Annotated in this window: 17 protein-coding genes; 13 read left to right on the forward strand and 4 right to left on the reverse strand. The window is 27.0% G+C overall.

Translation table 11 applies throughout. The annotated features are described in order from the left end of the window. Nucleotides 1–15: 15 nt before the first annotated feature. From CS899_RS07465 to CS899_RS07475, 3 genes are all read left to right on the forward strand, one after another. A complete protein-coding gene (locus CS899_RS07465; RefSeq protein ID WP_100065562.1) occupies nucleotides 16–1,278 on the forward strand; it encodes a SurA N-terminal domain-containing protein in 1,263 nt (420 codons plus the stop codon). Between the two features lie 151 nt (nucleotides 1,279–1,429). Continuing rightward, nucleotides 1,430–1,708: an HU family DNA-binding protein gene (locus tag CS899_RS07470; RefSeq protein ID WP_100065563.1), complete on the forward strand. Its 279-nt coding sequence runs from the start codon at nucleotides 1,430–1,432 to the stop codon at nucleotides 1,706–1,708. A gap of 84 nt (nucleotides 1,709–1,792) precedes the next feature. Beyond that, nucleotides 1,793–2,323, forward strand: a complete 531-nt coding sequence (locus tag CS899_RS07475; protein ID WP_100065564.1) for a hypothetical protein — start codon at nucleotides 1,793–1,795, stop codon at nucleotides 2,321–2,323. A gap of 33 nt (nucleotides 2,324–2,356) precedes the next feature. On the opposite strand, the gene CS899_RS07480 is transcribed toward CS899_RS07475, so the two are convergent. Continuing rightward, nucleotides 2,357–3,001: a Crp/Fnr family transcriptional regulator gene (locus CS899_RS07480; protein WP_100065565.1), complete on the reverse strand. Its 645-nt coding sequence runs from the start codon at nucleotides 2,999–3,001 to the stop codon at nucleotides 2,357–2,359. A gap of 131 nt (nucleotides 3,002–3,132) precedes the next feature. Here CS899_RS07480 and CS899_RS07485 point away from each other — a divergent pair, with 131 nt between their 5' ends. The 8 genes from CS899_RS07485 to CS899_RS07515 all read left to right on the forward strand — a co-directional run bounded on the left by CS899_RS07485 (nucleotide 3,133) and on the right by CS899_RS07515 (nucleotide 10,451). Then, complete coding sequence (locus tag CS899_RS07485; RefSeq protein ID WP_100065566.1) at nucleotides 3,133–3,672, forward strand: DUF1307 domain-containing protein; 540 nt, start codon at nucleotides 3,133–3,135, stop codon at nucleotides 3,670–3,672. An 85-nt stretch (nucleotides 3,673–3,757) separates the two neighbouring features. Further along, nucleotides 3,758–4,207 carry a DUF1307 domain-containing protein gene (locus CS899_RS07490; protein WP_100065567.1) on the forward strand — a complete coding sequence of 150 codons (450 nt, stop codon included), beginning with the start codon at nucleotides 3,758–3,760 and terminating at the stop codon, nucleotides 4,205–4,207. 91 nt (nucleotides 4,208–4,298) lie between these two features. Then, complete coding sequence (locus CS899_RS07495) at nucleotides 4,299–4,748, forward strand: DUF1307 domain-containing protein (RefSeq protein WP_164995888.1); 450 nt, start codon at nucleotides 4,299–4,301, stop codon at nucleotides 4,746–4,748. A gap of 326 nt (nucleotides 4,749–5,074) precedes the next feature. Then, the gene (locus tag CS899_RS11075) at nucleotides 5,075–5,206 is read left to right on the forward strand and encodes a hypothetical protein (RefSeq protein WP_277985533.1); all 132 of its coding nucleotides are present in this window, start codon (nucleotides 5,075–5,077) and stop codon (nucleotides 5,204–5,206) included. A gap of 95 nt (nucleotides 5,207–5,301) precedes the next feature. Further along, nucleotides 5,302–6,861, forward strand: coding sequence for a hydroxylamine reductase (gene hcp / locus CS899_RS07500; protein WP_100065569.1), 1,560 nt, complete (start codon nucleotides 5,302–5,304; stop codon nucleotides 6,859–6,861). A gap of 128 nt (nucleotides 6,862–6,989) precedes the next feature. Further along, nucleotides 6,990–7,406 (forward strand): C-GCAxxG-C-C family protein, encoded by a 417-nt coding sequence (locus CS899_RS07505; RefSeq protein ID WP_100065570.1) that lies wholly within the window; start codon nucleotides 6,990–6,992, stop codon nucleotides 7,404–7,406. 441 nt (nucleotides 7,407–7,847) lie between these two features. Beyond that, complete coding sequence (abc-f, locus tag CS899_RS07510) at nucleotides 7,848–9,731, forward strand: ribosomal protection-like ABC-F family protein (protein WP_100065571.1); 1,884 nt, start codon at nucleotides 7,848–7,850, stop codon at nucleotides 9,729–9,731. A 204-nt stretch (nucleotides 9,732–9,935) separates the two neighbouring features. After that, nucleotides 9,936–10,451: a YcxB family protein gene (locus CS899_RS07515; protein WP_100065572.1), complete on the forward strand. Its 516-nt coding sequence runs from the start codon at nucleotides 9,936–9,938 to the stop codon at nucleotides 10,449–10,451. A gap of 60 nt (nucleotides 10,452–10,511) precedes the next feature. On the opposite strand, the gene CS899_RS07520 is transcribed toward CS899_RS07515, so the two are convergent. Then, entirely contained in the window at nucleotides 10,512–12,155 is a 1,644-nt protein-coding gene (locus tag CS899_RS07520; protein WP_100065573.1) for a cell wall-binding repeat-containing protein, read from the reverse strand. Nucleotides 12,156–12,297: 142 nt separating this feature from the next. On the opposite strand from CS899_RS07520, the gene CS899_RS07525 reads away from it, so the two are divergent. Next, entirely contained in the window at nucleotides 12,298–12,648 is a 351-nt protein-coding gene (locus CS899_RS07525; protein WP_100065574.1) for an ArsR/SmtB family transcription factor, read from the forward strand. 7 nt (nucleotides 12,649–12,655) lie between these two features. Beyond that, a complete protein-coding gene (locus CS899_RS07530; RefSeq protein WP_100065575.1) occupies nucleotides 12,656–14,740 on the forward strand; it encodes a heavy metal translocating P-type ATPase in 2,085 nt (694 codons plus the stop codon). 35 nt (nucleotides 14,741–14,775) lie between these two features. On the opposite strand, the gene CS899_RS07535 is transcribed toward CS899_RS07530, so the two are convergent. Next, a complete protein-coding gene (locus CS899_RS07535) occupies nucleotides 14,776–16,002 on the reverse strand; it encodes an ABC transporter permease (RefSeq protein WP_100065576.1) in 1,227 nt (408 codons plus the stop codon). Then, nucleotides 16,002–16,934, reverse strand: a complete 933-nt coding sequence (locus CS899_RS07540; protein WP_100065577.1) for an ABC transporter ATP-binding protein — start codon at nucleotides 16,932–16,934, stop codon at nucleotides 16,002–16,004. The genes CS899_RS07535 and CS899_RS07540 overlap by 1 nt, the downstream gene beginning before the upstream one ends. Nucleotides 16,935–17,016: the final 82 nt, after the last annotated feature.

Here is a 17,016-nt window from a genome sequence, read left to right on the forward strand (position 1 = left end):
AATTAGGAGGAAATTTTGAAGAAAAAAATATTGAGAATACTGTCATTGGGAATTATACTTTCGTTTACTTTAACATCTTGTGGAAAACCAGATAATGTTATAGCCAAAGTAGGAAAAGAATATATTACAGCAGATGAAGTTAATGAAGGATACAAGCAGAATATGGCACAAAATGGTATGGAAGAATTTGATGAATCTACAGAAGAGGGGGAAAAATATGCAAGCGAAGTTAGAGCTAATGCCCTAGAAGGAATAATTTATCAAAAGATTTTAATTGCTTTGGCAGAAGAGAGGAACATAGAAGTAAAACAAGATGAAATAGATGAGGCTTATAATGTTTCTATAGAAAATGCTGGTGGTGAAGAGGAATTAAAAAAATACTTAGAAAATACTGGTAAAGACAGAGAAGAATTTGAAAAAGAAGCAAGGTCTGATTTGAAAAATAGGATATGTATAACAAAAGTATATGAAGATATAGAAAAAGAATTAAAACCATCTGATAAAGAAGTAGAAAAGGAATTAAAAAAAGAAATAGAAAAAAATAAAGAAAAATATCTTCCAGTTTATAATGCAGATCATATATTATATTCATTCCAAGATGAAACAGGTGGCATGATAGAGGATAGTGCAGTTAAAGCTAAAATAAAAGAAGAAGCACAAAAGGGATTAGATGAAATTAACTCAGGAAAGCTAGAATTCCAAGCTAAATTTGACCAAGTAAATTCAGAAGCTACCAAAACAGTAGGAGATACAGCGTTAATGGGGCAAGAGTTAAATTATTTTGTTTATGGAGATATGGTTGAACCATTTAGCAAGGCTGTTTCAGAAATGAAAGCAGGAGAAATAGGCAAAGAATTAGTAGAAACAGAGTATGGATACCATATTATTAGGTTAAATTCTAAAGCTGAGAATATCGATGAAATAGATAAAGATTATAAAAATGATATAAAAACTAAAATAGAATCAACAATTTTAGATGATAAAGTTTCAGATTTTATGGATAAAGCTATAAAAGACATTGGAGTTGAGTATATTGATTCAAAAGGTAATAAAATTGAGGATTCTGATGTTGACACAGAAACAAGTTCATCTAATGAAGGTTCAGCAATGCAAACAAAGGAATTTAAGAAGGCGTTAAAAGCTGTAGAATCTTTTGACTATAGTAAGATGGATAAGGAAAAGAATAAAAAAGACACTAAAAAAGAGACAGAAGCTAAAAAAGAAACAGAAGTTAATTCTTCTGAAACAAACAGCAAAGAAACTAATAATGCTGAATAATAGTTACTTTAAAAGATAAATTTGAAAAAGAATAAGAAATAATTAACAATATTTGAATAAAACCTTGAAACTTTGAGGTAAGTTAGATATAATCAATATCATGAATATTAGTAATATTCACTTAAACTTTAAATAAGGAGGAATTAATACAATGAATAAATCAGAATTACTTAGCAAAATCGCTGAAAAAAGTAACCTTACAAAAGTTGAATCAGAAAGAGCATTAAACGCTTTTATTGAAACAGTTACTGAAACATTAGCTTCAGGAGATAAGGTTCAATTAGTAGGATTTGGTACTTTTGAGTCAAGAGCTAGAAAAGCTAGAGAAGGAAGAAACCCAAGAAATCCAGAAGAAAAAATAAAAATACCTGCTTCAAATGCACCTGTATTCAAAGCTGGTAAATCATTAAAAGAAGCAGTTAATAAATAATTTTAAATAATTAATTAAAACAAGTCGAAAATTCGACTTGTTTTTTATTTAGTAATATAATTATTGTATAAAAAGGAGGTAATTATGGAGTATAGGATGAAGATAGATAAATATGTAAAAGACAGATTCAAAATATATAAAAAGGATTCAGAAGAAGTAGTATATTTAGGTGAAAAAACTGGAAATGTTGCTTCCTACTTTGATTCATTTATTGGAGAAACTTATTCAAAAGGTGCAGAATTCATTTTCTATAATGATAATAGAGAAAAGCAATTTACAATAGAGAGAAATTTTTATGATAAAGATAAAAATTATAAAATAATAGGTAAAGATAAACAAATAGGAGAAATTAATTCTAGAGTTAATGGAGATTATATAGAGATAGATATAAGCTATAATAATGAGAAGTTACATATATCTTTAAATAGAGAAGAATACAAACTTATAATACCAAGATTAGGTAAAATAGAGTCAAAGAAACAAGGATTTAGAAATTATGAGGAGTTGGAAATAATAGTCAAAAATGAAAGAGATAATTTACTTTTAATAGCGGTAGCAGTATATATATGGGATGTTTTTATGAAGAATAAGTTAGCATTCGTATTTAAAAAGTAGGTAAATTAAAATAGGACTAACTTTTAGTTAGTCCTATTTTAATATTTCAAAATTGTTTTTACTAAACTTAATAAAACCTTCTTTTTGAAGTTTTGAAAGCTCACGTGATAGTGAAGCACGATCAACTAGTAAAAAATCGGCCATTTCATTTCTGTTAAGTGGTACATTAAACTTATTGCTGTTATTTTTCTTTCTTTGTCCGTCTAGGTAAGTTAATATTTTTTCTCGTAAAGTCCTTCTAGAAACAGTACGAAGTCTTTCATTTAGATAAAGATTTTTCTTAGAAAGCAATTGTAATAGATTAAATATAAATTTCTTATTATAATCTTTTTTTAATACATCAAAATTTAACCAAATTACAGTTGAATTTTCTACTATAAAAGTAGAAGCTGGAGCTTTGGTGTTTTTTACTATAGCAACTGATTCACCCAAAATATCACCAGATTCTAAATTTGCAACAATACTCCTCTGACCAAAGTAGTCGTCTCTTATAACTTGTATTTTTCCATTTAGAATAATACCTATTTCATTCAATAAATCTCCCTCATAAAATATATATTGATTTTTAATATAGTTTTTTATACTGTAATTCATATATATTAATGTATCTCTTATTTCACTATCAGTCATATTATTGAAAAGAGGATTGGTTTTTAATTTTAAAATTACATTGTTCATTATTATCACCTAAATTAAGTATATTTTAGAATACTAAATAAGTAAAATTTTAATATTTAAATGGTAGAATATTTATTGTATGAATATAATAAATATGTTAAAATGACTTAGGCGAACAATTAGGAGGAAAAATGAAAAGATTAAAAAAATATAGTTTGTTAATAGTAGCGATGTTAGGTATCTTAATGATGACAGCATGCTCTAATGATAAAAAAGATGAAAAGAAAGATGAAACAAAACCAACAACAGAAGCAACAACAGAAGCAGCTTCTGAGTCTAAAACAGAGGAAATAACAGAAAGTGGAGAACTAGTTTATGAACTTAATAGTCCAGGAGTTTCTGGAAAAATAACTATAGAGCATGACGAAAATGGAGTAGCTAAAAAGAGTGTTTCAGAAACAGTAGTTAATTACAAAGAAGCTGGAAAAACAAAGGCTGATTTTGAATCTCAAATGAATACTCAAACTAAGACATATGAAGGAATGCAAGGTGCAGAACATAAAGTAGATTATACAGAAGAAGGTATAACAGAATCAGTTATATTAAACTATGAAGAAATGACAGGAGAAGTAAAAACTGCTTTATTTGGACCTATAATGGATGAAAATGGAAATATATTAGCGAATAAATTAGGTGAACAATTTGCTATAGTAGGATATGTGAAAAAATAATAATTAATAAAAGATATGGTATAATTATCATATCTTTTATTATAATAATAGAGAAATATATACTTAAATAAAAAGGGAGAAGAATATGAAAAAAATAAAAAAGATTAGTTTAATAATGGTTGTAATGATGAGTTTATTGCTTTTATCAGCTTGTGGAAATAAAACTGTAGTTTATGAAGGTGAAGAAATGGGATTTAAGACTAAAGTGACTATAGAGTATGATAAAGATAAAAATGTACAAAAGGTGGTAAGGGAAGCAAAAATAAATTTTAAAGAATTACCTGTATCTGAAGAAGAAATCGAACAATTGGCAAAGGAAAGTGAAGAAAATATTAAAGATGTAAAAGGTATAAATTTTAAGTATAATATTAAAGATTCTGAATCAACTATGACAGCAACATATAATATTAAAGATATGTCTAAAGAAGATAAGGAGACAAATCTTAGGGTAAAAGTAGACGATAAGGGAAATGTTAAATTAGATGAATTGGAATCAGCTCAGGAAGATGAAGGTTTGGAAAAAAAGGATAAATAAGAATATAATAAATAAAAGATATGATATTAAATATCATATCTTTTATTTATTAGTGAATATATTTTTATATATTAATTACGGAGAAAAATTTATGAAAATAAAAAAGATTAGTTTAATAATGACTTTAATGATGAGTATAATGTTTTTATCGTCTTGCTCAAAAACGGAAACAGTAATTTACGAATCAAATGAAGCTGGACAAAAAATTACGATAATCATAGAGTATGATAAAGATAAGAATATTAAGAAGACAGTATCAGAAATGGAATTAAATTTCGAAGAATATGGAACAGATAAAGAAACTATGGTTGAAGCCGATAAAAAACAGACTAAAGTGTATAAAAATATGGATGGTGCAGAATATGAGTCTAAAGTGACAGATAAAAAAATGACACAGAAAATAACAATAATTATAGATGATTTATCAGAAGAAATGAAAGAGAAGCAATTTAAAGATATGATGGATGATAAAGAGAATGTTAAATTGGATAAGTTTACACCAACTTTAGAAATGATAGGAATGGAAAAGAAAGAAAAGTAATATATTAGGTGTTAAAAATATGAAAAAATAAAAAAGACTAGTATTATTTTTGTAATTATTAACTTGCTATTTATATCTTCTTGTTCGAAAACTGAACAGCAGTTTTTTAATCTCAAGAAGGAGGTACTACAATAATAATTACAGCTCAATATGATAAAGAAGAAAATATTAAGAAAATAATATCTGAAGTAAAAGTAAACTTTAAAGATTTAGGAATTGACAAGGATACTGTAAAAGAGGAAGAAATAAGGCTAGAAGAAACATTTAAAAAAGATAAAAATGTTAATTATAAATCTAAAATTACAAATACTGACATGATATATTCATTGACATATGATTTAGATAAAATGTCAAAAGAAGATATAGAAGAAAATTTTGGAAACTGGTTAGATGATAGTGGCAATTGTAAGTTGGAAAATTTAGAAAAAGATATTCAATATTTTAAGAGAAAGAAATAAGTTTAACTTATTTCTTTTTTTGTTGCATATGCAACTGAAATTGTAGGATATATATATTAAAATTTAGTTACAGTAAAATTAATAGGGGGTACAAAATGTTTTGTTTTCAATGTGAACAAACAGCAAAAGGAGAAGGCTGTACAAAAGTTGGAGTTTGTGGAAAAACAGGAGAAACAGCTGATTTACAAGATGTATTAACAGGAGAATTAATAGCTTTAGCTAAAGTGGTTAAAGTAAACGATAATAGAGATGAAGAAACAGACAATGCAGTTATAGATGGACTTTTTGTGGCTATAACAAATGTAAATTTTGATGATGATTCAATAAAAAGATATATACAAAAAACCAAATCTATTAAAAATAATCATGGAAACGGTAAATTATTTTCGGCATATAATTTAAATAATATTTGGAACCATAAAAATGAGGATATTAGAAGCTTAAAATCTTTGTTGTTATTTGGTTTAAGAGGAACTGGTGCATATGCACACCATGCTAAGGCTTTAGGATATGTAAAAGATGAAATTAACGAATTTTTCTATGAAAGTCTAGTTGCTCTTGAAGAAGAAGATTCAGCAGATAAATTATTGGAACTTGTAATGAAATGTGGAAAAATAAATTTAGATACAATGGAATTACTAGATAAGGCAAATACTACAACTTATGGTACACCAGAACCAACAGAAGTTTCATTAAAAGTAGAAAAAGGACCTTTTATAGTAATTACAGGACATGATTTACATGATATGAAATTGCTATTAGAGCAAACAAAAGACAAAGGTATAAATATATATACTCATGGTGAAATGCTACCAGGACTTGCATATCCAGAACTTAAAAAATATTCTCATTTAAAAGGAAATTTTGGAACAGCTTGGCAAAATCAACAAGAAGAATTTAAAGATTTACCAGCACCAATTTTATTTACAACTAATTGTGTAATGCCTGTAAAAGACAGCTATAAAGATAGAGTATTTACAACTTCAGTTGTTGATTATCCAAACATGGTTCATATAGGAGAAGATAAAGATTTTACACCAGTAATAGAGAAAGCTTTAGAATTAGGTGGATTTGAAGAAGACAAGCAGTTTACAGGAATAAATGGTGGAACAAATGTAATGACAGGGTTTGGACATGGAACAATTTTATCTGTAGCTGATAAAGTAGTAGAGGCTGTAAAATCTGGAGAATTAAAACATTTCTTCTTAATAGGAGGATGTGATGGAGCCAGACCAGGAAGAAATTACTATACTCATTTAGCAGAAAATACACCAGAAGATTCAATTATATTAACTTTAGCTTGTGGTAAATTTAGAATAAATGATTTAGATTTAGGTACCGTAGCTGGACTTCCAAGAATACTTGATATGGGGCAATGTAATGATGCTTATGGTGCTATAAAAGTAGCAACTACTCTTGCTGATGCTTTTGGATGTTCAGTTAATGATTTGCCACTTTCAATAGTTTTATCTTGGTATGAACAAAAAGCAGTTTGTGTATTACTGACATTATTGTATTTAGGAATAAAGGATATATATTTAGGACCTACATTACCAGCGTTTATTTCACCAAATGTATTAGACATTTTAGTAGATAAATTTGGAATATCACCAACAAGTGAATACCAAAAAGATTTAGAAAAATTATTGGGATAAATAAAAAATATATAAAAGAAAGGGTTATTTGACCTTTTCTTTTTTTGTGTAAAATAAATAGTGATTAAAATGATAAAATATAAGTAAAGTCATAGAAAGGTATATTTTAAATTTATGGGTAGATGTAAATGGAAGAAATAAAAGAATCAACTAAAAAAATGTTTTTAAATGGAATAATGTGCAGTCAAGTTATGGTTATACTAGGGCTTAAAGCTAAGGAAATTAAAAATGAAGAGCTAGTAAGAGCGATGTATTCTTTTGGTGGAGGATTTTTTGCGGGAAGGACTTGTGGAACTTTAGTAGGTGGAGCGGCTTTAATATCTATGTTTTTAGAAGATACAGAAAATGGAAACGAAAAGGCAAAAGAGTTAATTAACGAGTACGTAAATTGGTTTGAAAAAGAAGGAAGTAGCATAAATTGCGTTGATATTAGAAAAGAAGATCAAATGGAAATGATAGAAGAATGTAGTGGATTAGTAGAAAAGAATTTTGAATATATAGTTAAATTATTAAATGATAATGGAGTAGATATTTACAGTGAGTAGATAAATTAATAAGAAGGTAATTATTTGTTAATATCAGACGATTACCTTTTTTTATGTTATACAGACTAACATTAAATGTTTTTTTAGTATGTAATATGTAATTATCATCATATTATGGAATTATAAAAAATTGATTAAGTTAAATTAATTTGATATACTTGGTACATTATTAGAAGAAAGGTTTTAAATATGAATGCTTTAGTAAGTTTAGAAACTAACAACTTATATAAATTGGTTAGAATGACAGGATGTACAAAAATGAACCAAGGGATAGGTGTGTTTAAAATTAAATTTAGCTAACTAAAGTAAGTGATTATTTTGCAAACAATTTATTATATAAATTAGTAAACTTAGGTGATTACTTGCCTAGGTTTTTTTATTGTTAAAAATTGTATTTGATTAATTTAACTTAGCAGTACATCTTAAAATAAGGAGAAAAAAGTGCTAGAAATATCATTAAATAATATAGAAAAAAATTATGGAATAAAAAATATATTAAAAAATTTAAATTTACAAATAAATAGAGGAGAGAAAATAGGTGTAGTAGGAAAAAATGGGTCTGGAAAAACTACATTATTTAAAATAATAGAAGGAACAGAATATGTTGATAAAGGAACTGTATTTATAAGTAAAAATAGCAATATAGGTTATTTAGAACAAATACCAAATTATCCTTCTGAAAAGACAACAATAGATATATTAAACTTAGCTTTTAAAAGAGAAAATATAATGCTAAGAGAGCTAAATATACTAGAAAAGGAAATAAGTGATTTAAAGGGAGTAAAATTAGAGAAAGCTTTAGAAAAATATGGAGAGCTTCAAGAAAAATATGAATTGATAGGTGGATATGAAATCCAAGAAAAATTTAGTAAAGTTACAGTTGGGCTAGGTATAAGCGAAAAAATGCTTAGCTCAAAATTTAATACTTTAAGTGGTGGAGAAAAAACTACAGTATTATTAGGGAAAATTCTTTTGGAAAGTCCAGATATTTTACTTTTAGATGAACCAACAAATCATTTAGATATGGAATCTATAGATTGGTTGGAGAAATTTATTAGAGATTACAAAGGAACTGTAATTTCAATATCTCATGATAGATATTTTTTAGATAAGGTTGCGACAAAAATAATAGAAGTATCTAATGGAAAGGCTAAAGAATTTCTTGGAAATTATTCTTATTATCTAAAAGAAAAAGAAAGGTTATTTGAAGAAGAATTAAGAAAATTTAAAGAACAAGAAAAAGAAATAAAGTCTATGGAAGAAGCTATAAAAAGGTTAAAAGACTGGGCTAATAGAGGAGATAACGAAAAATTTTTCAAAAGAGCTTTTAATATGGAAAAAAGATTAGAAAAAATAGAAAAGCTTGAGAAACCAACTACGGAAAGTAACATTAGCCTTAAATTTAATGTTAAAGATAGGGCAGGAAAAGAAGTTATAGATATTAAATCACTATCAAAAAAATTTGGAGAAAAAATATTATTTGAAAATATAGATTTAAATATAAAGTTTGGAGAAAAAGTTTGTATTATAGGAGGTAATGGAACTGGTAAAACTACAATATTAAAGCTAATTTTAGAAGAGTTAAATCCAGATGAGGGAAATATAAAAATAGGATCAAACGTAAAAATAGGATACTTAGAACAAAATGTTTTATTTAAAGATGAAAATAAAAGTATATTAGATACTTTTAGATATGATCATATAAGGTCAGAACAAGAGGCAAGAAGTATATTAGCTAAATTTTTATTTTATGGAGAAGATGTTTTTAAGAAAGTAAAAGACCTTTCAGGTGGAGAAAGAGCGAGGCTTAGACTATGTCAGTTAATGTATAAGAATGTAAATGTTTTAATTTTAGATGAACCAACAAATCATTTAGACATTATGAGCAGAGAGATGTTGGAAGATACACTATTAGAATTTAAAGGAACTCTTCTATTTGTATCTCATGATAGATACTTTATAAATAAACTTGCAAATACAATATACGAACTTTCAAAAATAGGACTTGAAAAATATATAGGGAACTATGATTATTATATAGGGAAAAAGTTAGAAAAAAATATAGAATTAGAAAATATAAAAGAAAAAAGTAAGTCTATAAAAATAGAAAAAGATAATAAATCAAAGAAAAAAGTAAATCCTATAAAATTGAAATTGCTTGAAGAAGAAATCAATGTTTTAGAAGAAAGAATTTCAATAATGGATAAAGAATTAGAAAAATATTCGTCAGATTTTGAAAAACTTAATAAAATTTTAGAGGAAAAAGAAAAATTAGAGAAGCGTTACGAAGAAATAATAGAAGAATGGTTAAATACAAATCAATAATAAATTTAACATTTACTAAGATAGTTTTATTACTTGAAATAGGGTAGTAATAAATTAAAGGAACTTTAAATATAATTTAGAACATATTAAAAAAGTTTAAGATACATTAATAATATTTTTAGTAAGTTGGAGTATAATAATATTAATTTAACATCTGTAAATTTTAAAATACAGTTATAAATATAAGAGAGGATAAAAGATTAAATGATAGAAGAAGAGGTTTTGTATGTAAATGAATATGAAAATAATGAAGAAGATATAGAAAAATTCATAGGTTGTATAACACTAAAGCAGAGGTTATTATCTTTAGGTATGGGGATACTTGCATTTGGTCTAGCAATATCAAAAATAATAGAAGATGACAAAGTATTTGCAACGGTTCTTCTTGTCATTGGTGTAATTGGGAGTTATATATTTTTTACGTTAAAGAATACAACATTAAAAGATGCATTGAAATCTATAAATTTAAATAAACATATGATACTAGAGTTTTATAAGGAACATTTTATTATAAAAGATGGTGAACGAGAATCTATCATTAAGTATAAAGATTTAGAACAAGTAGTTGAAAAAGAAGATTATTTTTATTTAATGGTAGATAAAAATAGGGGGATAATTATAAAAAAAGATTCTTTTAAAGATGATGATGAAAATGAATTTAGTAAATTTATAAATACAAAAGTTAAGTTTAATAAAAAACGTACTTCTGTGGGTGGATGAGGTGTTTAGATAAACAGTTGTTTAGACAAAAAAAGATATTGCAATATTGCAATATCTTTTTTATTTAAAATAATTTTTAATATCATTTTCTAATTTATTAGAAATAGCAGCATCCCCACCTAAGATATAAGCATTTATAGGATTTTTTTCTAAAATATAACTTTTTTGTTTATTTATATTACTACCATTTACTAGTAGTATAGGTGAAGATAATTTATTTGCAAGTACTGTACCAGCTAAAGCATCTGGATAATTGAGTCCAGATGCAAATACAACTGAAGAAATACTAGAGTAATAATCTTTAGCGATTCTTAAAGATGTACCATATCTATCAGCACCATATTTTTCTTGAACTTTTACGCCGTAATTTCTTATTTTGTTTTTTATATTTGAACTTACAGCAGCATCTCCGCCAATAACTATTACATTAGATGCCTTTTTTAATAAACTTTCAACTGAAGGATCTAATGATGTGCCATTAGTTAATAATAATGGATATCCTTTTTGTTGAGCAGCAGGAGCAGCACTAAGGGCGTCAGCAAAATCATTACCGTTAGCTAATATTATAGTTGACTTATTCTTCATATGAGAAGCCAAAATAGCAGATGTTTGGTATCTGTTAGTGCCTGAAATAGTAGTTAATTTCACTCCTTTTGAAGCGAATCTATTTTTCGTATAGGAAGTTACAGAATTTCCACCAACTAAGTAAGCTTCTTTAATTTTGTTATTACTAATAGCAGTATCTAATTCAACTGTAATAGAATTAGGCTTATTTATATATAATGTTGCATTTTTTTCAACAGCTAAAGTTGCAGCTATTAATGTATCAGGAAAACTAGTTCCAGACGAAATAACAGCAGTAGTTGAGCTATTTCCTATAATACTATTTATTTTTTTTGCAGTACCATATCTGTCAGCACCAAAATATCTAGTAACTGTTTTTTTTACGTTAGGATCTGTTGGAGTTACACCAGAAGGATATGAATAAAGTTCTTTCATCATTTTAACTATATCATGCCCATAAGTTTCACTAGGAGCCCAGTTTTTACCTAAGGATTCAACAGTTGTAACTTTTTTATCCATAAGGTATGGAAAATGTCGTGGATCAGTTGTAGTTCCGTTTTTTTTATAATCTAAAAGAGCTTTAGCACCATAGCTATTATTAGTAGCTATATAGTGTTCATATACGTCTTGTGAAAACTTAGGATACCCAGTATGCCCAGCGTATAAAGCTAAATGGTCAACTTGAGCTGTAATACCATCTTTCCAAGATTTGAATCTTTTATGTGCCTCGCCATCATAGTCACCACCGCCAGCACTGTTCTTCATACCACAAGGATTGTAGTAAGAAGCATCTAAAACACCACCAAATTTCATATAGCCTGTTTCTTTAGCGGATTGTGTGTAAACAACTGCTGGATCTATACCTCTTTCTACAGAAATATCGTAAAAAGTTTGAGCTAGGTTAATAAAAGTTTGATTTGCATTTTTACCTTTAGCCCATAATTTCATTTGAGCAACAGTTGTAGAGGGTTTTCCTACTATAGGTGTTTGACTTGTACTAGAAGCTGCAGATAAAGAATTAACTATAACTTCTTTATTTAAACTATTCTTAATTTCTTTTGCAAAAACAGTATTTGTAGAAGAAATTAAAAAAGAAAATAAAATTAGAATGCTAATTTTAGAAATATATTTTTTGTTCATAAAATCCTCCCCTTGGTAAAACTATATTATAAAATAAGAAGATATGCAAAAAAATATTTCAAATATATTGACAAAAAAACAAAAGTATTATAATATTAAATTATCAAATGAACACTTATTCATATAAGCAAAGGAGGATAATATGGTTGAGGAAAAAGAACTAGAGGATTACATAGATAAAGAGCCGTCATTGAAGGTAACCGATAATTTGCCTATGGATGAAGATATTTACGATTTAGCAGATTTTTATAAATTGTTTTCAGATTCTACAAGATTGAAAATATTAATAGCGTTAGGTGTAAATGAATTATGTGTTACCGACTTAGCGAAGGTTTTAAAAATGGGACAATCTGCAATTTCACATCAATTAAGAATATTAAAGCAAGGTAGATTGGTTAGAAACAGAAGAGAAGGAAAAGTAATATATTATCAATTAGATGATGATCACATTAAAGAAATAATAAGTAGTGGTTTAGAACATATAGAAGAGTAGGTGGAGCATGGAAGTTTACTTAAGAGGATTATGTTGTGCAAATTGTGCAGCGAAAATAGAAAGAGAAGTACAAAACTTAGACAATGTAAAAAAAGCTAGTTTGAATTTTGTTAACAAAACATTGAGGTTAGAATCTGAGAATGGAAAATATGAAGAAATTTTAGAAAATTCAAAAAAAATAGTAAATAGAATTGAACCAGATGTAGGATTTGAGGTATTATCTGACGATTTAGACTTAGATGAATTAGAAGAAGAAAAATCATCTAAGATTGAAGTTATAAAAATGGCTATATCTGCAATTTTATTAGTAGCCTCTATTTTTATAGAAAATAAAAATGAAACAATAGCTTTTGTATTAGGAATAATTTCGTATGTAATAGTTGGTTATGAAGTATTACTAACAGCAGTTAAGAATATTTTAAAAGGTGAAGTTTTTGACGAAAACTTCCTAATGTCAGTAGCGAGTATTGGAGCAATTATCATAGGGGAAGTAACAGAGGGTATAGCAGTAATGCTACTATATTCAGTAGGAGAGCATTTACAAGATTTAGCTGTTGACAACTCAACTAAGTCTATAAAGTCTTTAGTAAAGATGAAACCAACTTATGGAAATCTTGTTATTGGAAACTCTATAAAAAAAGTAAACCCCAAAATATTAAATGTTGGAGATATTATTAAAATACTACCAGGTGAAAAAGTTCCTGTTGATTCAGTAGTTATAAGTGGTAATTCAACTTTAGATACTTCATCTATAACAGGAGAATCTGTTCCAGTATATGTTGAAAGTGGGAAAGAAGTAATTTCGGGTTCAATAAACAATGAAGGAGTAATAGAAGCTAAAGTTGAAAAAAGTTTCAAGGATTCAACAGTAAGTCAAATACTAGAAATGGTTCAAAATGCGAGTAATAGAAAGTCTAAGACAGAAAACTTTATTACAGTATTTGCAAGATATTATACTCCATTAGTTGTATTTTTAGCAGTTATAATAGCTATTTTGCCTCCTTTAGCAACCGGACAAAGCTTTGATAAATGGATATATACAGCTTTAACATTTTTAGTTATTTCTTGTCCTTGTGCAATGGTTATTTCTATACCATTAACTTACTTTGCAGCTATAGGTGTAGGTTCTAAGCATGGAATATTAATCAAAGGTTCAAACTATGTAGAAACAATGTCACAAGTAGATACCATAATTTTTGATAAAACTGGAACTTTAACAAGAGGGGAATTTAAAGTTATAAATGTTATAGGGATAGATAACGATAAGGATTATGTTGTAGAAATTGCAAAAAAATTAGAAGAAAACTCAAATCATCCCATAGCAACGTCTATAAAGGAATACCACAAAAAAGAAGTACAAATAGACGCTAAAAACATATCAGAGGTTCCAGGTAGAGGTATAAAAGGAGAAATAGAAGGAGAATTAGTTCTATTAGGCAATAAAAAACTATTAGAAGAAAATAATATTGAGGTTATAGGTTTAGAGTCTCATGGAACTGTACTATATCTTTCTAAAGGCAAAAAACATATAGGAACTATCGAAATAAGTGATACTGTAAAAGATGATACAGTCAAATCTTTAAATAAATTAAAAAACTTAGGAATTAATAAACTTGTAATGTTAACGGGAGATAGAAAAGAATCATCAGAGCATTTGGCAAAAGAATTAAAAATAGATGAATATAAATCTGAATTGTTACCACAAGATAAAGTATTAGAATTTGAAAAAATAAAAAATAATTCTCAAGGAAAAGTTGCTTTTGTAGGAGATGGAACAAATGATGCTCCAGTATTAAGACTTTCAGATGTAGGTATATCAATGGGGGAATATGGTTCAGATGCTGCAATAGAATCTAGTGATGTAACTATAATGGGAGAAGAAATGTATAAAATACCATTATTTTACAAGATAGCAAAAGTTACAAAGAAAATAGCAATTCAAAATATAGTTTTTGCTTTGGGAGTGAAGATAGCAATAATGTTACTTGGAGTATTAGGGTATGCAAATATGTGGCTAGCTGTATTCGCAGATGTTGGTGTTGCATTACTTGCAGTACTGAATGCAATGAGAGTTATGTTAATAAAAGAATAAATAAAAAACCTGATTATTATCAGGTTTTTTTATTTCTATTTTTCTTTTTCAAATAATTTTTTTACAGTTTTGAAAAATCCCATTCTATTACCATAATTTAATGTTCCCATTCTATATATCTTTATAGAAATAAATGCAAAAATTATAGTAGTTGCTATTAATAGTACAACGGATAATATGGTTTCATATATAGGTACATTAGTCATATTATATCTTACAAAGAACGAAATAGGCGAAGTAAATGGTACGAGAGAAGCTATTTTAAGTTGGATACTGTCTGGTGTTTGCATAAACATTGCCGTTATAAAGAATCCTCCTATAAAAATAAATTGTAATGGCATTGTAGCATTTCCTACTTCCTCAACCTTGCTGACCAAGGCACCAAAAGCAGCATATAAGAAAAAGTATAGCAAGCAACCTAAAACAGTAAACAATAAAAATATAGCTAAAGAATCTAAGCCAATTCCATCAGTAACAAGTTTTATTAAATCGGCTGGATAAAAAGATTTATTAATTACAAATCCAACAACTCCAGCAGCTAAAATAGTAAATACTTGAATAAAGCTAATTAAAGTTGATGCCAAAACTTTTCCTATTATTAAATTTTTAGAACTAGTTGTAGTTATTAAAATTTCCATAGTTCTATCACTTTTTTCTCTGGCTACTAAAGTTGCAACAGAGTTTCCAAATAATAAAACTATCATGTAAACTACAAACATTCCAACATAGGCAAAAATAAAACCAGAACTAGCATTTTTACCTAGACTTATAGATTCAAATGAAATTTCTTGATTTGAAGCTTCGTCAACAATTTCTGGATTAATACCTTCTGAATTAAGCTTTTCATTACGCAAAATTTTAGATAAGTTTTCTTTTAAAATTAAATTATCTTGATTGTAAAGAGATGTGTTTTTTGTTATTTCTTTAAAACTAGCGGTAGAGATAAAAACATATCCAGAATTAACTTCATCATTTTCAATAGCATCTTTTAAAGAATTTTCGGAATCGTATTTTACAGGCTCTCCAAAATTAATTAATTCATTTATAGATTGTTCTTTTAAAGAGTTATTTTCTATAAAATAGCCTATTTTTGGTAATTTTTTAGAAGTTGTATCATCTTCTTTTCCAAAAACATCAAAGAATCTAGGTATAAAAGTAACAGCTAATATTATTAAAGCTAATAAAATAGTGGTGAATTTTATTGATTTTTGTGAAATTCTATTAAGAAATTCAAATTTAAAAACTGAAAATAGTCCTTTCATTAGTTACCTCCTTTATTGTCTTCAAAATTAAATTCTTTATCCAATTGTATAAAAATATCTTCTAAAGAAGGAGTATAACTAGTGAATAGCGATACTTCATAGTTATTGCTAATGATATTTTGTAAAAAATTCATAGGTTTTAAATCACTGGAAAGTTCAATAATAGAAGATCTATCGTCAGAAGTGATTTTTATATTTTCAATATTTTCTAGTTTATATTTTAATTCATCCGAGTTAATGTTTTTTAGATTCAATCTAATTTTATTATCACCTAATCTATTTTTTAATTGATTTAAATCACCAGTTTCAATAATTCTACCTGATTTAATGAAGGTAATATCATCACAAAATTCTTCAACATAACCCATTTGATGGCTAGAAAAAATTACAAGTTTGTTTTTAGCAATCAACTCTTTTATTAAATTTTTAAATATTTGTGAATTTACAGGATCTAGTCCACTAAATGGTTCGTCTAAAATAACAATATCAGGATCGTCAATTATAGCTTGAATTATTTGGATTTTTTGCTGATTACCTTTAGATAAAGTATCTAAATTTTTATTTTCATAATCAGAAAGTCCCATATACTCAATCCAATACTTAGCCGATTTTTTAGCACTTTTTGAAGACATGTTTTTCAACTCGCCAAAATAAGCTAGTTGATCTAAAATTTTTACTTTTCCATAAAGTCCCCTTTCTTCAGGAAGATAACCAATCTTATAGTTTTCCCTAATAAATTTGTTTCCATCAAGAGTGAAATTTCCAGAATCGGGGTTAAATACATTCATTAAAGTCCTAATGGTAGTAGTTTTTCCAGAACCATTTCTTCCAAGAAATCCCATAGCTCTTCCACTTTCAATTGAAAAACTTACGTCATGTAAAATATGTTTTCCAGAGAAAGATTTGTTGATATTAATTAATTCTAATTTCATATAATCTCCTTTATTTCTCTATGAATTATATAATACAGTAAAATGATATTATATACAAAACAAATTCTAATTATGTAAATTA

The organism is Miniphocaeibacter massiliensis (assembly GCF_900232905.1).
GTDB classification, from domain to species: domain Bacteria; phylum Bacillota; class Clostridia; order Tissierellales; family Peptoniphilaceae; genus Miniphocaeibacter; species Miniphocaeibacter massiliensis.